This is a genomic window from Salegentibacter holothuriorum, from assembly GCF_900168045.1.
Lineage (GTDB): Bacteria > Bacteroidota > Bacteroidia > Flavobacteriales > Flavobacteriaceae > Salegentibacter > Salegentibacter holothuriorum.
The window spans coordinates 133,368-156,271 of sequence record NZ_FUYY01000007.1 but is presented as its reverse complement, the minus strand read 5'-3'; the positions used below and the strand labels follow the sequence as shown (position 1 = coordinate 156,271).

General features: G+C 37.6%; 35 protein-coding genes. 1 reads left to right on the top strand and 34 read right to left on the bottom strand.

Features of this window, described 5'->3' with window-relative positions:
* Positions 1 to 166 precede the first annotated feature (166 nt).
* The 34 genes from B5X51_RS14165 to rpsL all read right to left on the bottom strand — a co-directional run bounded on the left by B5X51_RS14165 (position 167) and on the right by rpsL (position 19,533).
* Positions 167 to 850, bottom strand: a complete 684-nt coding sequence (locus B5X51_RS14165; protein ID WP_079721841.1) for a hypothetical protein — start codon at positions 848 to 850, stop codon at positions 167 to 169.
* 180 nt (positions 851 to 1,030) lie between these two features.
* Positions 1,031 to 2,143 (bottom strand): glutamine-hydrolyzing carbamoyl-phosphate synthase small subunit, encoded by a 1,113-nt coding sequence (gene carA, locus B5X51_RS14160; protein ID WP_079721840.1) that lies wholly within the window; start codon positions 2,141 to 2,143, stop codon positions 1,031 to 1,033.
* A 137-nt stretch (positions 2,144 to 2,280) separates the two neighbouring features.
* Positions 2,281 to 2,784 carry a 50S ribosomal protein L17 gene (gene rplQ, locus B5X51_RS14155; protein WP_079721839.1) on the bottom strand — a complete coding sequence of 168 codons (504 nt, stop codon included), beginning with the start codon at positions 2,782 to 2,784 and terminating at the stop codon, positions 2,281 to 2,283.
* Positions 2,785 to 2,931: 147 nt separating this feature from the next.
* Positions 2,932 to 3,924, bottom strand: coding sequence for a DNA-directed RNA polymerase subunit alpha (locus tag B5X51_RS14150; protein WP_057482218.1), 993 nt, complete (start codon positions 3,922 to 3,924; stop codon positions 2,932 to 2,934).
* A 20-nt stretch (positions 3,925 to 3,944) separates the two neighbouring features.
* Positions 3,945 to 4,550 carry a 30S ribosomal protein S4 gene (rpsD, locus tag B5X51_RS14145; RefSeq protein ID WP_079721838.1) on the bottom strand — a complete coding sequence of 202 codons (606 nt, stop codon included), beginning with the start codon at positions 4,548 to 4,550 and terminating at the stop codon, positions 3,945 to 3,947.
* Between the two features lie 88 nt (positions 4,551 to 4,638).
* Positions 4,639 to 5,025, bottom strand: a complete 387-nt coding sequence (gene rpsK / locus B5X51_RS14140; RefSeq protein ID WP_079721837.1) for a 30S ribosomal protein S11 — start codon at positions 5,023 to 5,025, stop codon at positions 4,639 to 4,641.
* An 8-nt stretch (positions 5,026 to 5,033) separates the two neighbouring features.
* Complete coding sequence (rpsM, locus tag B5X51_RS14135; RefSeq protein WP_079721836.1) at positions 5,034 to 5,408, bottom strand: 30S ribosomal protein S13; 375 nt, start codon at positions 5,406 to 5,408, stop codon at positions 5,034 to 5,036.
* 2 nt (positions 5,409 to 5,410) lie between these two features.
* Positions 5,411 to 5,527: a type B 50S ribosomal protein L36 gene (ykgO, locus tag B5X51_RS14130; RefSeq protein WP_013305171.1), complete on the bottom strand. Its 117-nt coding sequence runs from the start codon at positions 5,525 to 5,527 to the stop codon at positions 5,411 to 5,413.
* Positions 5,528 to 5,645: 118 nt separating this feature from the next.
* A complete protein-coding gene (gene infA / locus B5X51_RS14125; RefSeq protein ID WP_014031991.1) occupies positions 5,646 to 5,861 on the bottom strand; it encodes a translation initiation factor IF-1 in 216 nt (71 codons plus the stop codon).
* A gap of 2 nt (positions 5,862 to 5,863) precedes the next feature.
* A complete protein-coding gene (gene secY, locus B5X51_RS14120) occupies positions 5,864 to 7,201 on the bottom strand; it encodes a preprotein translocase subunit SecY (RefSeq protein ID WP_079721835.1) in 1,338 nt (445 codons plus the stop codon).
* 11 nt (positions 7,202 to 7,212) lie between these two features.
* A complete protein-coding gene (rplO, locus tag B5X51_RS14115; RefSeq protein WP_079721834.1) occupies positions 7,213 to 7,665 on the bottom strand; it encodes a 50S ribosomal protein L15 in 453 nt (150 codons plus the stop codon).
* Between the two features lie 9 nt (positions 7,666 to 7,674).
* On the bottom strand, positions 7,675 to 7,857 hold the full coding sequence (gene rpmD, locus B5X51_RS14110; protein ID WP_079721833.1) for a 50S ribosomal protein L30: 183 nt from the start codon (positions 7,855 to 7,857) through the stop codon (positions 7,675 to 7,677).
* Between the two features lie 13 nt (positions 7,858 to 7,870).
* Positions 7,871 to 8,395 (bottom strand): 30S ribosomal protein S5, encoded by a 525-nt coding sequence (rpsE, locus tag B5X51_RS14105; protein WP_079721832.1) that lies wholly within the window; start codon positions 8,393 to 8,395, stop codon positions 7,871 to 7,873.
* Between the two features lie 6 nt (positions 8,396 to 8,401).
* Positions 8,402 to 8,755, bottom strand: a complete 354-nt coding sequence (gene rplR / locus B5X51_RS14100; protein WP_079721831.1) for a 50S ribosomal protein L18 — start codon at positions 8,753 to 8,755, stop codon at positions 8,402 to 8,404.
* 12 nt (positions 8,756 to 8,767) lie between these two features.
* The gene (rplF, locus tag B5X51_RS14095) at positions 8,768 to 9,310 is read right to left on the bottom strand and encodes a 50S ribosomal protein L6 (RefSeq protein WP_079721830.1); all 543 of its coding nucleotides are present in this window, start codon (positions 9,308 to 9,310) and stop codon (positions 8,768 to 8,770) included.
* A gap of 19 nt (positions 9,311 to 9,329) precedes the next feature.
* Complete coding sequence (gene rpsH, locus B5X51_RS14090; RefSeq protein WP_079721829.1) at positions 9,330 to 9,728, bottom strand: 30S ribosomal protein S8; 399 nt, start codon at positions 9,726 to 9,728, stop codon at positions 9,330 to 9,332.
* Between the two features lie 65 nt (positions 9,729 to 9,793).
* Positions 9,794 to 10,063, bottom strand: coding sequence for a 30S ribosomal protein S14 (gene rpsN / locus B5X51_RS14085; RefSeq protein WP_037319248.1), 270 nt, complete (start codon positions 10,061 to 10,063; stop codon positions 9,794 to 9,796).
* A 2-nt stretch (positions 10,064 to 10,065) separates the two neighbouring features.
* Positions 10,066 to 10,617, bottom strand: coding sequence for a 50S ribosomal protein L5 (gene rplE / locus B5X51_RS14080; RefSeq protein ID WP_079721828.1), 552 nt, complete (start codon positions 10,615 to 10,617; stop codon positions 10,066 to 10,068).
* Positions 10,618 to 10,619: 2 nt separating this feature from the next.
* Positions 10,620 to 10,931 carry a 50S ribosomal protein L24 gene (gene rplX / locus B5X51_RS14075; protein ID WP_079721827.1) on the bottom strand — a complete coding sequence of 104 codons (312 nt, stop codon included), beginning with the start codon at positions 10,929 to 10,931 and terminating at the stop codon, positions 10,620 to 10,622.
* Between the two features lie 12 nt (positions 10,932 to 10,943).
* Positions 10,944 to 11,312 (bottom strand): 50S ribosomal protein L14, encoded by a 369-nt coding sequence (gene rplN / locus B5X51_RS14070; RefSeq protein ID WP_037319239.1) that lies wholly within the window; start codon positions 11,310 to 11,312, stop codon positions 10,944 to 10,946.
* A complete protein-coding gene (gene rpsQ / locus B5X51_RS14065; RefSeq protein WP_037319236.1) occupies positions 11,312 to 11,569 on the bottom strand; it encodes a 30S ribosomal protein S17 in 258 nt (85 codons plus the stop codon). The genes rplN and rpsQ overlap by 1 nt, the downstream gene beginning before the upstream one ends.
* A gap of 18 nt (positions 11,570 to 11,587) precedes the next feature.
* Entirely contained in the window at positions 11,588 to 11,779 is a 192-nt protein-coding gene (gene rpmC, locus B5X51_RS14060) for a 50S ribosomal protein L29 (RefSeq protein WP_037319233.1), read from the bottom strand.
* A 12-nt stretch (positions 11,780 to 11,791) separates the two neighbouring features.
* Positions 11,792 to 12,211, bottom strand: a complete 420-nt coding sequence (rplP, locus tag B5X51_RS14055; RefSeq protein ID WP_057482229.1) for a 50S ribosomal protein L16 — start codon at positions 12,209 to 12,211, stop codon at positions 11,792 to 11,794.
* A 19-nt stretch (positions 12,212 to 12,230) separates the two neighbouring features.
* Positions 12,231 to 12,950 carry a 30S ribosomal protein S3 gene (gene rpsC, locus B5X51_RS14050; RefSeq protein ID WP_057482230.1) on the bottom strand — a complete coding sequence of 240 codons (720 nt, stop codon included), beginning with the start codon at positions 12,948 to 12,950 and terminating at the stop codon, positions 12,231 to 12,233.
* A 7-nt stretch (positions 12,951 to 12,957) separates the two neighbouring features.
* Positions 12,958 to 13,365, bottom strand: a complete 408-nt coding sequence (rplV, locus tag B5X51_RS14045; protein WP_079721826.1) for a 50S ribosomal protein L22 — start codon at positions 13,363 to 13,365, stop codon at positions 12,958 to 12,960.
* Positions 13,366 to 13,373: 8 nt separating this feature from the next.
* Entirely contained in the window at positions 13,374 to 13,652 is a 279-nt protein-coding gene (gene rpsS, locus B5X51_RS14040) for a 30S ribosomal protein S19 (RefSeq protein WP_079721825.1), read from the bottom strand.
* 6 nt (positions 13,653 to 13,658) lie between these two features.
* Positions 13,659 to 14,486: a 50S ribosomal protein L2 gene (rplB, locus tag B5X51_RS14035; protein ID WP_079721824.1), complete on the bottom strand. Its 828-nt coding sequence runs from the start codon at positions 14,484 to 14,486 to the stop codon at positions 13,659 to 13,661.
* A 9-nt stretch (positions 14,487 to 14,495) separates the two neighbouring features.
* Complete coding sequence (gene rplW / locus B5X51_RS14030) at positions 14,496 to 14,786, bottom strand: 50S ribosomal protein L23 (RefSeq protein WP_079721823.1); 291 nt, start codon at positions 14,784 to 14,786, stop codon at positions 14,496 to 14,498.
* A gap of 5 nt (positions 14,787 to 14,791) precedes the next feature.
* Complete coding sequence (rplD, locus tag B5X51_RS14025; protein ID WP_079721822.1) at positions 14,792 to 15,421, bottom strand: 50S ribosomal protein L4; 630 nt, start codon at positions 15,419 to 15,421, stop codon at positions 14,792 to 14,794.
* A complete protein-coding gene (gene rplC, locus B5X51_RS14020) occupies positions 15,421 to 16,032 on the bottom strand; it encodes a 50S ribosomal protein L3 (RefSeq protein ID WP_079721821.1) in 612 nt (203 codons plus the stop codon). The genes rplD and rplC overlap by 1 nt, the downstream gene beginning before the upstream one ends.
* Before the next feature lie 196 nt (positions 16,033 to 16,228).
* Positions 16,229 to 16,534, bottom strand: coding sequence for a 30S ribosomal protein S10 (rpsJ, locus tag B5X51_RS14015; RefSeq protein WP_037319211.1), 306 nt, complete (start codon positions 16,532 to 16,534; stop codon positions 16,229 to 16,231).
* A gap of 10 nt (positions 16,535 to 16,544) precedes the next feature.
* Entirely contained in the window at positions 16,545 to 18,653 is a 2,109-nt protein-coding gene (gene fusA / locus B5X51_RS14010; RefSeq protein ID WP_079721820.1) for an elongation factor G, read from the bottom strand.
* Positions 18,654 to 18,658: 5 nt separating this feature from the next.
* A complete protein-coding gene (gene rpsG / locus B5X51_RS14005; protein WP_037319205.1) occupies positions 18,659 to 19,135 on the bottom strand; it encodes a 30S ribosomal protein S7 in 477 nt (158 codons plus the stop codon).
* Between the two features lie 23 nt (positions 19,136 to 19,158).
* Positions 19,159 to 19,533 carry a 30S ribosomal protein S12 gene (rpsL, locus tag B5X51_RS14000; protein WP_079721819.1) on the bottom strand — a complete coding sequence of 125 codons (375 nt, stop codon included), beginning with the start codon at positions 19,531 to 19,533 and terminating at the stop codon, positions 19,159 to 19,161.
* Between the two features lie 242 nt (positions 19,534 to 19,775).
* Between rpsL and B5X51_RS13995 the strand changes: the two genes are divergently transcribed.
* Positions 19,776 to 22,904 carry a SusC/RagA family TonB-linked outer membrane protein gene (locus B5X51_RS13995; protein ID WP_079721818.1) on the top strand — a complete coding sequence of 1,043 codons (3,129 nt, stop codon included), beginning with the start codon at positions 19,776 to 19,778 and terminating at the stop codon, positions 22,902 to 22,904.

Here is a 22,904-nt window from a genome sequence, read left to right as displayed (position 1 = left end):
TTATAACATTATGGAAACACGAAATGGTTTTCTAAAAGAAAGTGTTTAAAAGAATCTTAGAAAATGGTTTTATTTGTTACGGATTTATAAAAAACCAAAGCAATAACGCATTTCTAGAATTTAGCAGGTTATTTTATGAATAACTATGTTGGGAAATCTAATTGTTTTAATCGTTTTTGGAAGCAAAAGGGTTATAATAAAAGCGAAAACCCAAACCTATTGTAGGAGTTGAAGCTGACTGCATAAAGGCATCCTCTGTTGAAAACTCCATGGTATCCCAAACCTCGTTAGCATCTACCAATGTATACTGAATGGAAAGAGCAAACCAATACCTAGGAGAAATCTGAATACCTTCAAAGCCAATAGCAAAACTCCAAAAAGAAGTTTTGATTTTAGACTCCTCGCTTTCCTTCACACCTATGTAGCGCTTATTATCACCACTATACACTAAATAAGCAGCTTCGCCTATTAACTTGCCTATATGATATTTTGGAGAAAAGGTAATATAGGCATCTTCTTCACCAAATTTAAGTTTCGGGTTTAAAGTGAATACTGAAAATTTAAACCGTTGCTTCAAAAGCCCTTTTCTTGGATCTTGAATAGTAAAATCTTCACCAAAAACAGTTCTTTCTGGGAGCGTGCCTCCCCCATAATCGAAACCAATTTCGGGAGCAAAAAACTTAATTTGATAGATTTGAGATCCTACTGAAAACTTCCCGAAGCTATTATCTTCAAAATCGGTATGCCTGTAGCCTTCAAAACCCGCATAGAAAACAGGATGTTTTTGTGCATGAACCTTAGAAATACAGAGAAATAAAAAACCGATAAAAATTAGTTTGAAAGGCGCCATCCTGATCTAATCAGCATAATTGGAAATAAAAAAAGACAAAAGCTGAAAAATTAATAGTTTTTTCATTGAGGATTTTTGATGATTGATGGGGAAATTTAGAATAAAATCAGTTTTTTAATAAAAGAAAAGCCCAAAATATTTAAATTTTGGGCTTTATAATCAATTATTATTAAAAATATTTTAAGCTTTAGCTCCTTTTATTCTATCCATAAATTCATCAAATAAATAACTGGCATCGTGTGGACCAGGGCTTGCTTCTGGGTGGTATTGAACTGAAAAACAGTTTTTATTCTTCATCGCAATCCCGCCAACTGTATCATCATTTAAGCAAATATGAGTGATTTCTACTTCACTATTAGCCTCTGTGTCGGCTCTATCTACCGAGAAACCATGGTTTTGAGAGGTAATTTCACCTTTTCCGGTCTTAAGATTCTTAACAGGGTGATTTATGCCGCGGTGACCGTGATGCATTTTATAGGTTTTTATTCCATTGGCAATTGCAATAATCTGGTGCCCTAAACAAATACCAAATAACGGATGATCATTTTCTAATATAGTTTTAGTCAGATTAATCGCGCTTTCCAATGGTTGTGGATCTCCAGGGCCGTTTGAAAGAAAATAACCGTCTGGATTCCATTCCCTCATCTCTTCGTAAGTTGCATTATATGGAAAAACTTTTACATATACATCGCGCTTCTCAAAGTTGCGAAGAATGTTCTTTTTAATCCCTACATCCAGTGCTGCAATTTTATAAGTTGCATTTTCGTTTCCAAAATAATAAGGTTCTTTAGTAGAAACTTTAGAGGCAAGCTCCAAACCATTCATATTCGGTACTTGAGCCAGCTCTTTTTTAAGCTCCTCCACATTATCTACATCTGTAGAGATAATAGCGTTCATGGCTCCATTTTCTCTAATGTATGTTACTAAAGCACGAGTATCTACATCAGAAATCGCAAAAAGTTTGCTGTCTTCAAGAAACTCCATAAGGGAAGAATCTGCAGCAGGACGAGAATGTGTGTAACTAAAGTTTTTACAAATAAGCCCGGCTATCTTAGTTTTATCGGCTTCACTTTCTTCGGCTAAGGTTCCATAGTTACCAATGTGTGCATTAGTGGTCACCATAAGTTGACCATAATAGGATGGATCTGTAAAGATTTCCTGGTAACCGGTCATCCCTGTATTAAAACAAACTTCTCCAACGGCTTTACCGTCTTTGTCTCCTACAGCCTTACCGTGAAAGATAGTACCGTCTTCCAGTAAGATAATCGCTTTTTTTCGAGTTTGATATTTCATAGTTATAATCCTAGATGTATTTGCTTTATATTATTTTCCGTTTTCCCGTAAGTGAGTATTTCGTTAGATTATATAAAAAAAGGATAAACCCAGAGAGTTTATCCTTTTTAAAAATTAGATGATTAAAAGATTCATTTTTATTCCTCTTTTTTGTCTTCTTTATTTTCTGAAGATTTCTCTTCTGTTTTTCCTTCTGCTTTTGGAGCAGTAGTTTCAGTAGCCTTCTTTTTACCAGCTCTACGAGTAGATTTCTTCTTCTCTGGCTTGCTAAGGTTATAAGTTTCGTTGTAATCAACTAATTCGATAAGGGCCATATCGGCATTATCACCAAGACGGTTACCTAATTTAATTACCCTTGTGTATCCACCAGGGCGGTCACCAACCTTAGGAGCTACCTCACGAAACAATTCGGCTACAGCTTCCTTTTGACGAAGTTTACTAAATACCAATCTACGATTGTGAGTAGTATCTTCTTTAGACTTAGTTACCAAAGGCTCTACAAAAACTTTTAATGCTTTTGCTTTAGCTACGGTAGTATTGATTCTCTTGTGCTCTATAAGAGAGCAGGCCATATTGGCTAGCATAGACTTCCTGTGAGCGGTCTTTCTACCTAAATGGTTTGTTTTCTTTCCGTGTCTCATTGTTTTGTTCTTAATTCATTCTCCCAAAGCACGATCTTTTGCCGGCTTTTATGGAAAACTACTTTTCAATTAGTATTCCGTATTTAGTAATGAGTATATAGTAAGGTGAAAAACTGAATTCTCTATACTAATATCTCAAGACTATTTTTAGTCCTTATCTAATTTGTATTTTGAAAGGTCCATACCAAAGTTAAGTCCTTTGTTGCTTACCAATTCTTCAAGCTCTGTTAAAGATTTCTTTCCGAAGTTTCTAAACTTCATCAAATCATTTTTATTGTAAGATACAAGGTCTCCTAAGGTATCAACTTCAGCCGCTTTTAAGCAATTTAAAGCTCTTACTGAAAGATCCATATCCACCAACTTGGTTTTTAACAACTGTCTCATGTGAAGAGATTCTTCATCATAAGTTTCAGTTTGTGCTATTTCATCTGCCTCAAGCGTGATACGCTCGTCAGAGAATAACATAAAGTGATGGATAAGTGTTTTAGCAGCTTCAGTAAGTGCATCTTTTGGATGAATAGAACCATCGCTTACAATTTCAAAAACCAATTTCTCATAATCGGTTTTCTGCTCTACACGATAGTTTTCAATGCTATATTTTACATTCTTTATTGGTGTATAAATAGAATCTGTAAATATAGTTCCAAGAGGTGCGTTGGCTTTTTTGTTTTCTTCGGCCGGAACATAACCTCTACCTTTTTCTATGGTCATTTCCATATTCAGGTTTACTTTCTTGTCTGCAGTACAGATCACCTGATCTGGATTTAGCACTTGAAAGCCTGAAATAAATTTTTGAAAGTGACCGGCAGTAATTTGTTCTTCTCCAGATATAGAAATGGTAACGGCTTCGTTATCTATTTCATCAATTTGCCTTTTGAACCTTACTTGTTTCAGGTTCAGGATAATTTCTGTTACGTCTTCCACAACTCCAGGAATAGCGGAGAATTCATGATCTACGCCTTCTATACGAATGGAAGTGATTGCATAACCTTCTAATGAAGATAAAAGCACTCTTCTTAAAGCGTTACCAACGGTTAATCCATAGCCGGGTTCCAAAGGGCGAAATTCAAATTTCCCTTCGAAATCGGTTGAATCAATCATTATAACTTTATCGGGCTTCTGAAAATTTAGTATTGCCATATTACGACTTCTGTGAATTATTATTTCGAATATAATTCGACGATGAATTGTTCATTTATGTTTTCCGGAATCTGAATACGTCCGGGTACTGAAACAAAAGTTCCTTGTTTTGTTTCGTTATTCCAGGTAATCCATTCATAAACATTACTAGAATTAGCAAGTGAATCCTGGATAGCCTGTAAAGATTTAGATTTTTCACGAACACCAACAACATCTCCAGCTTTCAATTGGTAGGAAGGTATATTAACCAACTCGCCATTTACCGTAATGTGTCTGTGAGATACAAATTGTCTAGCTGCACTTCTAGTTGGGGCAATACCCATTCTAAACACAACATTATCAAGACGTGATTCGCAAAGCTGAAGTAAAACCTCACCAGTAATTCCTTGCGCTCTTGTAGCTTTTTTAAACATATTACTAAACTGACGCTCAAGAATACCGTAAGTATACTTTGCTTTTTGCTTTTCCATTAACTGGATAGCATATTCAGATTTTTTACCGCGACGACGGTTGTTACCGTGTTGTCCCGGAGGATAGTTTCTTTTTTCAAAAGACTTATCGTCTCCAAAAATAGCTTCACCGAATTTTCGGGCTATTTTAGTCTTTGGACCAGTATATCTTGCCATTAACTTTGAATTTAGAAGAAAGGGATTATGAATTAAGGTCTCTGTCCTTCGATAATCTTAACTCCTTTCTTATTGTTTATACTTAATATTAAACTCTACGTCTTTTAGGAGGACGACATCCGTTGTGTGGTAATGGAGTAACATCAACAATTTCAGTTACCTCAATCCCATTGTTATGAAGCGAACGAATAGCAGATTCTCTACCATTCCCCGGCCCTTTAACGTAAACTTTAACTTTGCGCAAACCAGCTTCGTGAGCTACTTTAGACGCGTCTTCTGCAGCTAATTGGGCAGCATAAGGAGTATTCTTCTTAGAACCTCTAAAACCCATTTTTCCTGCAGATGACCAAGCAATAACATCTCCCTTTTTATTAGTAAGGGAAACAATAATGTTATTGAAAGAAGCCGTAACGTGCGCTTGCCCAACGGCTTCAACGGTTACCTTACGCTTTTTTTGAACTGTCTTCTTTGCCATATTAATTACTATTTAGTTGCTTTTTTCTTGTTAGCAACTGTTTTTCTTCTACCTTTTCTGGTTCTTGAGTTATTTTTGGTTCTCTGCCCTCTAAGTGGCAAACCACTTCTGTGACGAATACCTCTATAACATCCAATATCCATTAGACGTTTAATACTCAATTGAACTTCCGTACGTAATTCTCCTTCGATTGTAAATTCTCCAACAGCTTCACGGATACGACCAATTTCTTCATCGTCCCAATCTGAAACTTTTTTGCTTTCATCTACTTTGGCCTGGCTAAGGATCTTTTGAGCCCTGCTTCTACCAATTCCGAAGATATAGGTCAATGCTATAACTCCTCGCTTTTGTTTAGGTATATCTACCCCTGCAATTCTTGCCATAATTAGCCTTGTCTTTGTTTAAATCTAGGATTCTTTTTGTTAATTACGTAAAGGCGCCCTTTTCTGCGAACTATCTTACAGTCGGCACTTCTTTTCTTTACTGATGCTCTAACTTTCATCTGTTTAGTTTTTTACAATTCACTGATTTTAAAATATGCTTAAAACCAGGATTTCAGCATTCATAAATTTTTCAGGTTGCAAAAGTACTGAAAATTTTACAAATAGCTCAAATTACTTTTAGTATCTGTATGTTATACGAGCCTTAGTTAAATCATAAGGACTCATTTCCAGTTTTACTTTATCTCCAGGTAACAATTTAATGTAGTGCATACGCATCTTTCCAGAGATATGAGCTGTCACAACGTGACCATTTTCCAATTCTACACGAAACATTGCATTAGATAATGCTTCTATAATTGTTCCGTCTTGTTCTATTGCCGGTTGTTTTGCCATAATTAAGCTACTGCTTTTCTGTTTTTACCTGTTTTCATTAATCCGTCGTAATGTCTATTTAGCAAGTAAGAATTTACTTGTTGCATAGTATCTATTGCAACTCCAACCATAATTAAAAGCGAGGTTCCTCCAAAAAACAATGCCCATCCTTGTTGCACACCTAAGAGTTGCACCACAATCGCTGGGAACACAGCAATAAGCGCAAGGAAAATAGATCCTGGCAAGGTAATTTGAGACATAATTCTATCTAAGAACTCAGCGGTTTCTGTTCCGGGACGAATGCCTGGAATAAATCCTCCGCTACGTTTTAGATCATCAGCCATTTTATTGGTAGGTACAGTAATCGCGGTATAGAAGTAAGTAAATACAATAATTAATAGTGCAAATACTACATTATACCAAAATCCAAATATATCGCTAAACGCGGCGGTAACCCCTTGCGCAGCATCAGAATCTGACAATCCTGCCACAGCAGCCGGGATAAACATAATAGCTTGAGCAAATATAATTGGCATTACCCCAGAAGCATTAAGCTTAAGCGGAATGTACTGTCTAGACCCAAATACGTTTTTCTCGTACCCCCCAGAGGCGGTTCTTCTGGCATATTGCACCGGGATTTGACGCACAGCCATCACCAACATTACTGAGGCAAGAATAATAGCAAACCAAATTACCAATTCTATAAGAATCATAATAAGACCTCCATTAGATTCAAATACCCTGGAAGCGAATTCCTGGATAAATGCCTGTGGTAAGGTTGCAATAATACCAACCATAATCAATAGCGAAATACCATTACCAATACCTTTATCGGTTATCTTTTCACCAAGCCACATTGCAAAAATGGTTCCTGTTGTAAGTATCACCACTGCTGAAGCTACAAATGTAACAGTGTCACCCAATAAAAAGGCTTGCTGCGGAAGTGTAGCAAAAAGGTTATAAATATAACCTGGCCCTTGCACCAAAGTAATTGCAATAGTTAACCACCGAGTGATTTGATTAATCTTACGTCTACCACTTTCTCCTTCCTTTTGAAGCTTCTGCAGGTAAGGTATCGCAATACCCATAAGCTGCACTACAATAGAGGCCGAGATATATGGCATAATCCCCAAAGCAAAAACAGAAGCATTAGAAAACGCTCCTCCAGTAAATGCATTTAGTAGACCCAAAAGACCACCATCGGTTTGTGTAGCAAGGTTAGTTAATTGCGAGGCATCTATTCCGGGAAGCACTACTTGTGCCCCAAAACGATAAACCAACAATAGACCGAGGGTAACTAAAATTCTATTTTTTAGTTCCTCGATCTTCCAAATATTTTTAATAGTATTGATGAATTTCATTTGGCTATCTATTATAAAGTAACAACTTCACCTCCAGCAGCTTCAATAGCTTCTTTCGCTGAGGCCGTAAATTTATGAACAGATATTTTCAACTTTGCCTTTAATTCACCTCTACCTAATATCTTAACTGGTTCGTTTTTACTTACAAGACCGTTGTCGATCAAAGTATTAACATCTACAGTATCTTTAATTTTACCTTCATCAACCAAACGTTGTAAAGTATCAAGGTTTACGCCTTGATAAGCCACGCGGTTTATGTTAGTAAAACCAAATTTTGGAACACGACGTTGAAGTGGCATCTGCCCACCTTCAAAACCAATCTTCTTGGAGTAACCAGAACGAGACTTAGCCCCTTTGTGACCACGAGTGGCAGTACCACCTTTTCCTGATCCTTCTCCACGGCCAACACGTTTATTGTTACTCTTAACTGAACCTTTTGCAGGTTTTAAGTTATTTAATTCCATGTGAATTTATTATTTTGTTTCCTCTACAGAAACTAAATGTTTAACTTTATTTACCATACCAAGGATGTTTGGTGTATCATTATGCTCTACCGTCTGACCTATTTTCTTAAGCCCAAGAGACTCTAAAACCAATTTCTGATTTCTAGATCGGTTAATAGCACTTTTTACTTTTGTAACTTTTATCTTTCCCATCGTTCTCCTTGATTTATCCTTTAAAAACCTTTTCTAGTGAAATACCACGTTGTTTAGCAACCATATCTGCACTTCTTAATTGAAGCAGCGCATCAAAAGTAGCTTTCACCACGTTGTGTGGGTTTGAAGACCCCTGGTTTTTAGAAAGTACGTCATGCACACCAACAGATTCCAGTACGGCACGAATTGCACCACCCGCGATAACCCCGGTACCAGTTGCTGCCGGAAGCAGTAGAACTCTTGCTCCACCATACTTCCCTTTTTGCTCATGTGGAAGAGTTCCTTTATTCAAAGGAATACGCACTAAATTCTTTTTTGCATCTTCCACAGCTTTAGAGATAGCGTCAGCAACTTCTTTAGATTTACCTAAACCTTGCCCTACAACACCATTCTCATCTCCTACCACTACAATAGCAGAAAATCCAAAAGCTCTACCACCTTTGGTCACTTTGGTCACACGTTGTACTCCTACCAAACGATCCTTTAACTCAAGTCCGCCTGGTTTTACATGTTCTACGTTTTTATAATCTTGATACATAATTTTCTAGAATTTTAGTCCTCCTTCTCGAGCACCTTCTGCTAATGATTTAACTCTTCCGTGATACAGGTAACCACCTCTATCAAAAGAAATGGTTTCTACACCGGCCTTTAAAGCTTTTTCAGCAAGGGCTTTACCAACCAACTCTGCTTGTTTGGATTTATCTCCTTCTGCTGTTACACCTTTATCTCTCGAAGAGGCTGCAGCCAGGGTTTTTCCTTCTACGTCATCTATAATTTGAGCATAAATTTCTTTATTACTTCTAAATACAGATAATCTTGGACGGCTAGCGGTACCGGTAATTGACCTACGTACGCGCTTTCTTATCTTATTTCGTCTATCTTGTTTTGAAACTGCCATATCTAAACTTTATTAAGCTGATTTACCTGCTTTTCTACGTATTTGCTCTCCAACATACTTAATACCTTTTCCTTTGTAAGGCTCTGGAGCTCTGAAGGAACGTATTTTAGCAGCTACTTGACCCACAAGTTGTTTATCATAAGAACTTAATTTCACTATAGGATTTTTTCCTTTTTCTGAAATTGTTTCTACTTGTACTTCTGGCGCCAAATCTATTACAATATTATGGGAAAACCCAACAGCTAAATCTAATTTTTGTCCCTGGTTAGTAGCTCTATATCCTACTCCTACCAATTCCAATGATTTAGTGTATCCGTTAGAAACTCCTTCAATCATATTGTCTATCAAAGCACGATATAAACCGTGTTTTGCTTTTTGATCACTTTTCTCAGAAGAACGCTCAAAAGTAATTACGCCATCTTCAATTTTCACATCAATGTCGCTAACTTCCTGCTTAAGTTCTCCTAATTTTCCTTTTACCGTTACAACACCCTCTTTAAGGTCTACATTTACACCTTCAGGAATTGTAATTGGATTTTTACCTATTCTTGACATTTCTTTAGTCTTTTAAGTATTAGTAAACGTAACACAATACTTCACCACCAACTTTCTCGGCTTTAGCCTGCTTCCCTGTCATCACACCGTGAGAAGTAGAAACTATAGCAATACCAAGACCGTTAAGGATACGTGGCAATTCATTAGCGCCGGCGTACTTACGTAAACCAGGTTTACTTATTCTTTGAATATCTTTAATTACAGGTTCTTTAGTAATTTTATCATACTTAAGGGCAATTTTAATTGTCCCCTGAGCAGTTTCATCATCAAACTTGTAACTTAGAATATATCCCTGATCGAATAATATTTTTGTTATTTCCTTTTTAAGATTAGAAGCTGGTATTTCTACCACCCTGTGGTTTGCAGCCACAGCGTTCCTAACTCTTGTCAAATAATCTGCAATAGGATCTGTATTCATCTATAATAATTTGCGGATGTGGTTTTCTTACCGACTATCGGAAGAACCTACAACCAATTTATAATTTACCAACTAGCTTTTCTAACTCCAGGAATTAAACCTTGATTAGCCATTTCTCTAAACATTACACGAGAAAGACCAAACTGTCTCATATATCCTTTTGGCCTACCAGTTAGCTTACAACGGTTATGCAAACGTACAGGAGAAGAATTTTTTGGTAATTTTTGTAATGCTTCCCAATCGCCAGCTTCTTTCAAAGCCTCACGTTTTTCAGCATACTTTTTCACCATCTTTTGTCTCTTCACCTCACGGGCTTTCATTGATTCTTTAGCCATAATTAATTCTTTTTAAAAGGTAATCCTAGTTCGGTTAACAATGATTTAGCTTCCTTATCGGTTTTGGCAGTGGTCACAAAGGTAATATCCATACCATTAATTCGGTTCACTTTATCAATATCAATCTCCGGAAAGATGATCTGCTCAGTAACACCTAAATTATAGTTCCCTCTACCATCAAAACCATTAGCCTTAATCCCGTTAAAATCACGAACACGTGGAAGTGCTGATGTAATTAAACGATCCAGGAATTCATACATTCTATATCCTCGCAAAGTTACTTTTGCCCCAATTGGCATCCCTTTACGAAGTTTGAATGAAGCAACATCCTTTTTAGAAATGGTTTGCACCGCTTTTTGCCCAGTAATTGTAGATAATTCATCTACCGCATGGTCAATTAGCTTTTTATCTGCTACAGCTGCACCAACGCCACGGCTCAAAACTATTTTTTCAAGTTTTGGGATCTCCATTACGTTAGCGTAGCTAAATTCTTCTCTTAATGCAGGCTTTACTCGCTCTGCATATTCTGCTCTAAGTCTTGGTACGTATGCCATAACTAAATTACTTCATTAGATTTTTTGGAAAATCTTACTTTCTTTCCATCCTCTTCTTTATATCCAACTCTGGTAGTATTACCATCTTTGTCTAACAAAGAAAGGTTAGAAATATGAATAGGAGCTTCTTTCTTTACAATACCACCCTGCGGGTTAGATGCACTTGGCTTCTCATGTTTTGAGATAGTGTTTACACCTTCCACGATGGCTTTATTCTTTTCTATGAGAACTTTTTGAACTTTGCCTTCCTGACCCTTATGGTCACCAGCAACAACTCTTACAGTATCTCCAGTTTTTATCTTAAGCTTTCTCATCTTATTAATGTATTAAAGCACCTCTGGTGCCAATGATACAATTTTCATGAATTGCTTATCACGAAGTTCTCTCGCAACCGGTCCAAATACACGAGTTCCGCGCATTTCTCCGGTAGGGTTTAGCAATACACAAGCATTATCATCAAAACGGATATAAGACCCATCTTGCCTGCGTACTTCTTTCTTGGTACGAACAACAACTGCTGTTGAAACTGCACCTTTTTTGATATTACCGTTAGGTGTAGCTTCTTTTACGCTGACAACGATCTTGTCCCCAACAGAAGCGTATCTTTTCTTTGTACCGCCCAATACACGAATGGTCAAAACTTCTTTTGCCCCGGTATTGTCTGCTACTCTTAGTCTAGACTCTTGTTGTACCATTACTTCGCTCTTTCAATTATTTCTACTAATCTCCAACATTTAGATTTACTTAAAGGTCGTGTTTCCATGATCCTTACAGTATCTCCTTCGTTGCAGTCGTTTGTTTCGTCGTGCGCTACATATTTTTTCGTTTTTAAAACGAATTTTCCATACATAGGGTGTTTTACTTTCTTAACTTCAGAAACCACGATTGATTTCTGCATTTTATTACTGGTAACAACACCTATACGCTCTTTTCTTAAATTTCTTTTTTCCATCTTTCAGCAGAATAACACTTATTGTTGTTCTCTTTTAGTTAACTCTGTAGCAAGTCTCGCTATAGTTCTTCGTACAGCTCTAAGCTGTATTGGGTTCTCTAATGGCGAAACTGCGTGAGCCATTTTCAAATCTGAATATGCTTTTCTAGATTTACCAAGCTCTTCTTGTAATTCTGCCACAGACAGTTCTTTTACTTCTGATTGTTTCATAACTTTATAATATTAAGCTTGATAGTCTCTAGCTACAATAAATTTGGTTCTTACAGGAAGTTTCTGTGCCGCAAGCCTTAAAGCTTCTTTAGCAACATCCATTGGCACTCCACCAATTTCAAACATAATTCTTCCTGGTTTTACAACAGCAGCCCAATATTCAACAGCACCTTTACCTTTACCCATACGAACCTCTAGAGGTTTCTTAGTGATAGGCTTGTCTGGAAATATTTTTATCCAGATAGAACCTTCCCTTTTCATATAACGGGTAGCAGCAATACGTGCAGCTTCTATTTGACGGGCAGTAATGAAACTAGAATCCATAGATTTAATTCCAAAGGTTCCGTTAGAGAGTCTATGCCCTCTTCCGGCATTACCTTTCATACGGCCCTTCTGCTGTTTACGGTATTTTGTTCTTTTAGGTTGTAACATTTTTGTTTACTTTAAAAAATTACTTTCTACGACGTGATTTGTTACCACCTCGCCCGGCTCCAGCTTTCCCTCCTTGCTTCTTGGACATTCCAACAAGCGGAGAAAGATCTCTTTTACCGTACACTTCGCCTTTCATGATCCACACTTTAACACCCAATCTACCATAAGTAGTATGAGCTTCAATTAAAGCGTAATCAATATCAGCCCTAAAAGTAGACAGAGGAATTCTACCATCTTTGTATGCTTCTGAACGTGCCATTTCAGCACCATTTAAACGTCCGGAAATCTGTATTTTGATTCCTTCAGCATTCATTCTCATAGCAGCCGCGATAGCCATTTTTATTGCACGACGGTAAGATATACGATTCTCAATTTGTCTTGCAACACTAGATGCTACTAAATGCGCATCAAGCTCTGGCCTCTTAATCTCAAAGATGTTAATTTGAACTTCCTTGTCGGTAATTTTCTTAAGCTCTTCTTTAAGCTTGTCTACCTCCTGGCCGCCTTTACCAATAATAATACCTGGTCTGGCAGTGGTGATAGTAACGGTTACAAGCTTAAGCGTACGCTCAATAATTACCCTAGATACACTCGCTTTTGAAAGACGAGCATGGATGTACTTTCTAATCTTATCGTCTTCGGCTAATTTATCGCCGTAGTCATTTCCTCCGTACCAGTTGGATTCCCATCCTCTTACGATACCAAGGCGATTCCCGATTGGATTTGTTTTCTGTCCCATACTCTACTTAGCTTTGTGTATTATTGTTTTCTCCAAGCACCAAAGTAACGTGGTTGGATCTCTTTCTAATTCTATGTGCGCGACCCTGTGGTGCAGGACGCAGCCTTTTAAGCATTGCTCCTCCATCTACACGGATTTCTTTTACAAACAATTCAGCATCTTCAATACTTGCTTCTTCGTTTTTAGATTGCCAGTTGGCTATTGCAGAAAGCAATAATTTCTCTATACGACCAGAAGCCTCTTTTGAACTGAATTTCAATATTTGAAGCGCCTTCTCTACTTTCTCACCTCTTACCAAATCCGCAACAAGGCGCATTTTTCTAGGTGAAGTAGGGCAGTTATTCAACTTTGCAAAAGCTACCTGTTTTTTGGCCTCTTTTATTTGCTCTGCTCTTTCTCTTTTACGAACTCCCATAGCTTCAATTATCTTTTACCTTTATTTTTCGCACCAGCGTGTCCTCTAAAGGAACGAGTTGGTGAGAATTCTCCTAACTTATGACCTACCATGTTCTCTGTTACATAGACAGGTACAAATTGCTTCCCGTTGTGAACAGCGATAGTTTGCCCAACGAAATCTGGAGTTATCATTGAAGCTCTAGACCAGGTTTTGATCACGGCTTTTTTTCCAGACTCAACATTCTGAGCAACTTTCTTATCCAACTTATAGTGAACGTAAGGTCCTTTTTTTAATGAACGTGCCATATCTTATTATTTCTTTCTACGTTCTACAATATACTTATTACTCGCTTTTGTTCTTGAACGGGTTTTAAATCCTTTAGCAGGCAAACCTTTTCTAGAACGTGGGTGACCTCCAGAAGCTCTTCCTTCACCACCACCCATTGGGTGATCAACAGGGTTCATCACTACCGGTCTTGTTCTTGGTCTTACACCCAACCAACGTTTTCTACCAGCTTTACCAGAAACAAGAAGTTGATGATCACTATTAGATACAGCTCCAATTGTCGCCATACATGTAGCCAAAATCCTTCTAATTTCTCCTGAAGGTAATTTCACAGTTGCATATTTACCTTCTCTAGCTAATAACTGAGCAAAAGCACCAGCGCTTCTCGCCATTACAGCTCCTTGCCCTGCTCTTAACTCTATACAAGAGATTACAGTACCAAGCGGAATGCTAGACAACGGCATTGCATTTCCAATTTCTGGAGCAGCCGCATCTGTGCTTGATACAATATTTTGACCTACCTGCAACCCATTTTGAGCTACTACATATCGTTTCTCACCATCCTGGTAATTCAACAATGCAATAAAAGCAGTTCGGTTAGGATCATATTCTATACTCGCAACTGTAGCTGGAACACCATGCTTGTCGCGTTTAAAGTCTATAATTCTGTAACGTCTTTTATGACCTCCACCTTTATAGCGAATGGTCATTTTTCCCTGACTGTTTCTACCACCCGACTTTTTTATCGGAGCCAAAAGGCTTTTTTCCGGCTTATCAGTAGTTACGGCGTCATAACCGTTAACTACTCTAAAACGCTGGCCAGGGGTGATTGGTTTTAATTTTCTAACTGACATTTTTTAATCTTAAAGATTACTGTACAAATCAATAGTTTCACCTTCCGTCACCTGTACCAACGCCTTTTTAAAAGCTTTGGTTTTACCAGTGATCATACCAGACTTTGTATATCTGGTTTTGCGATCTGGACGGACATTTATAGTACGAACTTTTTCAACTGAAACTCCGTAAGCAGCCTCAACCGCATTCTTAATTTCAATCTTATTCGCCTTATTGCTTACCACAAAAGAAAAACGGTTATTCAACTCGCTATCTCCGGTGGCTTTTTCTGTAATAATTGGTTTTATCAAGATACTCATAAGGCTTATTTACTTAAATTCGACTCAATTCCTTCTAAAGAACCTTCAAGCAATACGATGTTCTTAGCATTAAGAATTCCGTAAGTACTTAATTCTGAGGAGTTTACAACCTCAAGTCCTTTTAAATTACGTGACGACAAATATACATTTTTATTTGAGTCACCCAACACTATAAGCGATTTTTTGTCCTGAATGCCAAGGGCTTCCAAAACATCTATCATACTTTTTGTCTTTGGCGCTTCAAAAGAAAAGTCTTCAATTACATAAATTGATTTCCCTTTTGCTTTAATTGATAAAGCCGATTTCCTAGCCAATCGTTTTAAATTTTTATTCAATTTAAAACCATAATTTCTTGGTCTTGGTCCAAAAACACGTCCACCACCTTTAAAAATTGGTGATTTTATACTACCTGCACGTGCAGTACCAGTACCTTTTTGCTTTTTAATCTTACGAGTACTTCCCGTAATTTCAGCTCGTTCTTTGGCTTTATGAGTTCCCTGACGTTGATTAGCTAAATATTGCTTAACATCAAGATACACAGCGTGATCATTCGGCTCTATAGCGAAAACAGCATCAGAAAGCTTTGCTTTTCTGCCTGTTTCTTTTCCTTTTATATCTAAAACTGCTACTTCCATTACTTACTAATGATTACGTATGAGTTTTTATGTCCTGGCACACATCCTTTTACTACTAAAAGGTTCTTATCTGCCACTACTTTTAAAACTCTCAGGTTTTCTACTTTTACTCTTTCTCCACCCATTCTACCGGCCATTTTCATTCCTTTGAAAACCCGTGCAGGGTAAGACGCTGCACCAATAGAACCCGGAGCTCTTAATCGGTTATGCTGACCGTGAGTCGCTTGACCCACACCACCAAAGTTGTGTCTTTTAACAACACCCTGAAAGCCTTTACCTTTAGAAGTACCTGCTATATCAACAAATTCTCCCTCGTTAAAGTGCTCTACCGTGATAGCATCACCTAATTTATAATCTGCTTCAAATCCCTTGAATTCAACGACTTTACGTTTTGCAACGCTTCCTGCTTTTTTAGCGTGCCCTTCAGCAGCCTTATTTACAGTCTTTTTGTCATCGAAACCAACTTGAAGTGCCTCATACCCGTCAACCTCTTTGGTTCTGACTTGGGTAACTACGCATGGACCCGCTTCTATAACAGTACAAGGAACATTTTTCCCGTTCTCGTCAAAAATACTGGTCATGCCTATTTTTTTTCCTATTAACCCAGACATAATTAATTATTGATTATTACTTATTTATTTAAAAAAATTCAGGGCAGAAAAATACTTTCGCCCTGAATGTATCTTTCTTCCGTTTTTCCCTCGCCAACTGCTTAGGACATGTAACTTTGAGTTCCCCTCAAAGGATCCTGAAACAAGCTCAGGAAGCATTAACTAAGGTTTTCCAAAAATGGATCACCCAAGTTTATCACACCTTAATCTCTACTTCAACACCGCTTGGCAATTCCAACTTCATCAACGCATCAATGGTTTTAGAAGAAGAACTGTAGATATCCAAAAGCCTTTTATAAGAGCTTAATTGAAATTGCTCTCTAGCTTTTTTATTTACGTGAGGAGAACGCAAAACAGTAAAAAGTTTTTTATGAGTAGGCAAAGGAATTGGTCCTGTTACCACCGCACCTGTAGTTTTTACAGTTTTCACGATCTTCTCTGCTGATTTATCTACCAGGTTATGATCGTAGGATTTTAGTTTAATTCTTATTTTTTGACTCATTTTCCTAATATTATTCGTTTGTACCCTTTGCCGCTTTAATTACTTCTTCTGAAATATTAGAAGGAGTTTCAGCATAGTGAGAAAATTCCATAGTTGAAGTTGCTCTACCAGAAGATAATGTTCTTAATGTAGTTACATATCCAAACATTTCAGCTAAAGGCACTTCAGCCTTAATAATCTTAGCTCCAGATCTGTCTGACATGTTGCTAACCTGACCTCTTCTTCTATTAAGGTCACCAACAATATCACCCATATTTTCCTCTGGAGTAACTACTTCAATTTTCATTATTGGCTCAAGAACTACAGCACCGGCTTTTTTAGCAGCGGCTTTGTAACCCATTTTTGCAGCCAATTCAAAGGAAAGTTGATCAGAATCCACAGGGTGGAAAGATCCATCCTTAAGGGTTACTTTTAAAGTATCCATTTGAAAACCAGCCATTGGACCGCTCTTCATAGCTTCTTTAAATCCTTTTTCTACCGAAGGAACAAATTCTTTAGGAATACGCCCACCTTTAATTTGATCTACAAACTGAAGTCCTTTTCCTTCAAAGTCTTCATCTACAGGTCCCATTTCAAATACAATATCAGCAAATTTACCACGACCACCAGATTGCTTTTTATAAACCTCTCTATGATCAGCAGTTTTAGTAACTGTTTCTTTGTATTCAACTTGTGGTTGACCTTCGTTAACTTCAACTTTAAACTCTCTCTTTAAACGGTCTACAAGAATTTCAATATGAAGCTCTCCCATACCAGAGATAATAGTTTGTCCTGAAATCTCATCAGTCTTAACCTGGAAAGTTGGATCTTCTTCGGCTAATTTAGCCAAAGCCATACCCATTTTATCAACATCAGCTTTTGTCTTAGGCTCTACCGCGATACCAATTACTGGCTCAGGGAAAGTCATAGACTCTAATATAATTGGGTTTTTCTCATCAGTAAGCGTATCTCCAGTTTTAATATCTTTAAAACCAACAGCCGCACCAATATCACCAGCTTCAATCCTATTAATAGGCTCTTGCTTATTAGAGTGCATTTGGTAGATACGAGAAATACGTTCTTTTTTACCCGATCTATTATTCAAAACATAAGACCCTGCATCTAAAGCTCCCGAGTAAACACGGAAGAATGCTAAACGACCAACAAAAGGATCGGTAGCAATTTTAAATGCTAATGCAGAGAAAGGAGAATCCACATGTGGCTTTCTATTCTCATCTTCATTAGTATCAGGATTTGTCCCTACAATAGCTTCAACATCTACTGGAGAAGGCATATATCTCATTACCGCATCAAGCATTGCCTGCACCCCTTTATTCTTAAAGGCAGAACCACACATCATAGGTATGATAGACATATCTATAGTTGCAGCTCTAAGCGCAGCAATAATCTCATCTTCAGTAATCGAATCTTCATCCTCAAAGAACTTTTCCATCAAGGCTTCGTCATACTCAGCTACAGCCTCAACAAGTTCAGTTCGGTATTTATTAACATCAGCAAGAAGTTCTTCCGGAATATCTATGGTCTCATAAGTCATCCCGTGATCTTCATCATTCCAAATAATTGCTTTTTTAGAAATAAGATCTACAACTCCTTTAAAGTCTATTTCATCACCAATAGGAACTTGTAATGGTACTGGATTACCACCAAGCATTTCTCTAACCTGCTTACACACATTAAAGAAATCTGCACCCTGACGGTCCATTTTATTTACAAAACCTAAACGTGGTACTTTATATTTATCAGCCTGTCTCCAAACGGTTTCAGATTGCGGCTCAACACCATCTACAGCACTAAACAATGCCACAACACCATCAAGAACACGCAAAGAACGCTCCACCTCTACGGTAAAATCAACGTGACCAGGAGTATCGATAATATTTACCGTAAATTCCTGATCCCTGTACATCCATTTACAATGCGTAGCAGCAGAAGTAATAGTAATACCTCTTTCCTGCTCCTGCTCCATCCAGTCCATAGTAGCTGCACCATCGTGCACCTCTCCTAATTTGTGGCTTATCCCTGTATAATAAAGAATACGCTCTGTTGTTGTGGTTTTACCCGCATCAATATGAGCTGCAATTCCTATATTTCTGGTAAATTTTAAATCTCTTTGTGCCATTTTTTTTAGAATCTAAAGTGAGAGAATGCTTTGTTAGCTTCAGCCATTTTATGAGTATCAACCCTTTTCTTAACTGCCGCACCTTCTTCTTTGGCAGCAGCAAGAACTTCAGAAGCTAATTTCTGCGCCATAGATTTTTCGTTTCTCTTACGCGCAAATGAAATTAACCACTTCATAGCAGTTGCTACTTTTCTATCTGGTCTTATTTGCATTGGGATTTGAAAGGTTGCACCCCCAACTCGTCTACTTCTTACTTCAACGTGAGGCATAACGTTAGAAAGAGCATCTTTCCAAATTTCCAAACCTGTTTTTTCTTCGTCTTGCTTCTTTTCTTCTATAATAGCAATCGTATCATAGAAAATTTTAAAGGCTACCGATTTTTTTCCATCCCACATCATCATGTTCACGAAACGTGTAACAAGTTGATCGTTAAATTTTGGATCTGGTAAAAGCGGTCTTTTTTTGGCCTGTCTTCTTCTCATTTCTTTACATTAAAAGTTTTTAATTACTTTTTAGGGCGTTTGGCTCCATATTTAGACCTACGCTGGCTTCTACCTTCAACACCCGCAGTATCTAATGCACCGCGAACAATGTGGTATCTCACACCTGGCAAATCTTTTACCCTTCCACCTCTAACCAATACTATCGAGTGCTCTTGTAGATTATGTCCTTCACCTGGAATATAAGCGTTAACTTCTTTTCCGTTAGTCAACCTCACCCTTGCTACTTTACGCATAGCCGAGTTTGGTTTCTTAGGTGTAGTAGTATACACACGTGTGCACACCCCTCTTCTTTGAGGACACGAATCTAAAGCAGCCGATTTACTCTTCTTGGTCATCTGGACTCTTCCTTTTCGTACTAATTGTGAAATTGTTGGCATAATTTCTCTTACCTAATTATTGTTTAAAATTAATCCCCTGTTTTTTAGGGTTTGCAAATGTAGAAATAAAAATATACTTATCAAACAATCAGCAATTTATTTCAGTTAAAATTCTAAGACAACACAAAATTAAACCCCGAAAGATTTTAAAAATTAAAAAATCATAAAAATCATAACACACAATATAGTTTTTTAATAAAAAATTATGATCTTAGCCCCATATAATTCAAACAAACGTTATAATGAAAGTAAAATTACGTAGTATTTTGACATTATTCCTGGTGTTAATTGTGCAAATAAGCTTTGCGCAACAAAAAACTATTACTGGAACAGTATCAGATGAAGATGGTCTTCCTCTGCCTGGAGTAAATGTGCTTAAAAAGGGAACATCAACCGGAACACAAACCGATTTTGATGGAAATTATTCTATAGAAGCAGCACAAGGTGATGTGCTTGTTTTTTCGTTCTTAGGAATGGAGTCTAAAGAATACACAGTTGGCTCTGTAAATATTGTAGATGTAACCATGAGCTCTGATGCCGCCTCACTGGACGAAGTGGTTGTTGTTGCTTACGGAACATCCAGCCTTGAGGCCTTTACAGGATCAGCAAGCGTTGTTGGCGCTGAAGACCTTGCCACAAGAAATGTAACTTCACCTATCTCAGCAATAGAAGGTAGAGCAACAGGAGTCCAGTTCACATCGGCATCTGGGCAACCCGGATCTTCACCAGGTATCGTTATACGAGGTGTAGGAACACTTAATGGATCTACAGATCCATTATATATTGTAGATGGGGTACAATATGAAGGAGCATTAAACACTATAAACCAGGAAGACATCCAGTCTTTCACAATACTTAAAGATGCAGCCTCTACCTCTCTTTACGGTTCTAGAGCTGCAAATGGAGTAGTTATTATCACTACTAAAAGCGGTAACCGAGGAGAGATTAAAGTAAACGCAAGCGTACAAAGCGGCTTAGTTTCCAGGGCAATCCCTCCATACGACGAAGTTTCTCCGGGAGAATACTACGAAGTAATGTGGGAAGCATTAAAAAATTCAAGTGCCGGTGAGGGCGATCCAGCTTTTGCTACCGCAAACATATACAACAGCTTGGGTTACAATCCATTTGATGTTCCAAACGATCAAATTGTTGGCGTAGATGGCACACTTAATCCTGATGCGAATGTGGTTTACAAGAGCCTGGATTGGTTTGAAGCCCTTGAACAAACTGGGGTAAGACAAAATTACAATGTAAACGTTTCAGGGGGTGGAGACAGCCATACAGTCTTTTTCTCTGCTTCCTATTTAGAAGAAGAAGGCTATGTTGTTACATCAAAATTCGACAGACTAACGTCTCGTTTAAATGCAGACTTTGATGTAAACGATCGCATAAAGATAGGTGGAAGCGCCAACATTACAATTTCTGAAACAGTAGGCCCAAGCTCTGCAGGTACAGGTAGTATTGTAAACCCTTTTGGTTTTGCACAAAATATTGGGTCTATCTACCCTGTATATGTAAACGACCAGCAAGGTAATTTGGTACTTGATCCTGCAGGAAATCCACTTTTTGATAATGGTGAAGGATACTCTGAATACAATATAGGCTCAAGACCTGTAAGCCAGGGACGTCACGCTATACAAGAGTTATTTTTAAATGATGAGCGGGATCGCGATAACACCTATGGTTTTAGATTTTATGGAGAAGCTGAAATATTAAATGGTCTTAGCCTTCGATTAAATTACGCAAGGGATATTAATGAAGGGCTGGAAAAAGAATATGAAAACAATATTATTGGTGACGCTCAACCAACCGGAAGGTATAGCGAAGAAAGATTTAGAAGGCAGGTTCAAAATTTCAACCAGCTCTTAACTTACAGCAACAGCCTAAATGATATTCACAACATAGATGTCACCGCAGGTCACGAAAGCTTTGACAGAACCTACTCAAGTAACGATGGTTTAGCTATTAATCAAACCGCTGAAGGTATTTATGAATTTGCAAATTTTGCAACTCCCGTTAGCTTAGGTGGGTCTACCACAAATAAAACCCTGGAAGGTTATTTCCTTAGAACAAATTATAATTTTGATGATAAATACTATATAAGCGGTTCAGTAAGAAGAGACGGTTCTTCGGTTTTTAGTGAAGACTCTAGATGGGGTACTTTCTATTCTGTTGGAGCTTCCTGGAGAATAGATCAGGAAAATTTCCTTAAAAATTCATCTGTAATTAATCAATTAAAAATTAGAGGTTCTTATGGAGAGGTAGGTAATGATGATTTATTAGATTTCTTCTTATCACAAGCAAGATACGACATAACATCTAACGCAGGAAATCCAGCAATAATAGTAGCAGATTTAGGTAACGATGAATTACAATGGGAAACTATTGAAAGTTTTGATGTAGCTTTAGAATTTTCACTATTCAATAATTTTCTCGATGGAACAGTTGAATACTATAAAAGAAACTCGTCTGATTTGCTATACGATTTACCTATAGCACTTAGTAACGGGTTAAATGTTGTTCCTACGAATATTGGAGATATGTACAACTCTGGTTTTGAAATTGGATTAACAGGACATTTAATAGACAGAAGTGATTTTAATTGGGATCTTAGCTTACAAGCTTCAACTTTTAAAAATGAAATCACAAGTCTACCAGACCCCTTTATAAACGGATCTAAGAGATGGGCTGAAGGGCGTTCCAGGTTTGATTTCTTTTTACTTAGAACAGCTGGAGTAGATCCTGAAACCGGGAATCAATTATTCTTACAATATGAAATAGATGAAGACGGCGAAAGCATACCGGTGCTAGATGCTAACGGCGAAATAGCAACCACAGACGATTGGCAGGAAACCGAAAGAGCATACACGGGAGACAACAGTATACCAGATCTACTGGGTTCTATAGCAAATAGGTTTAGCTACAAAGGCTTTACCTTAGACTTTCTAATAACTTATGGAATTGGAGGAAAGATTTTAGACAACGGATATTCCGGAATGATGCATAGCGGGAACTTTGGAAGTTCTTACCACCCAGACATCCTAAATGCATGGCGTGAGCCGGGCGATATTACTGATGTCCCAAGGTTAGAAAGCGGAAATCCAGATCTAGTAAGAAGCCAGTCTGAAAGATTTTTAACAGATGCTTCATTTTGGTCTCTTAAAAATGTAAACGTTGGATACAACTTTAATAATGATCTTACAGATCAAATAGGATTGGATAATCTAAGAATAAGCTTAACTGGTGAAAACTTATTTTTAAGCACCGAAAGAACCGGCCTGGATCCACAATATAATTTGGCAGGAACTCCAGAAGGTAATGATTATAATCCTGCGAGAATTATATCGGTAGGATTAAATATGGCGTTTTAA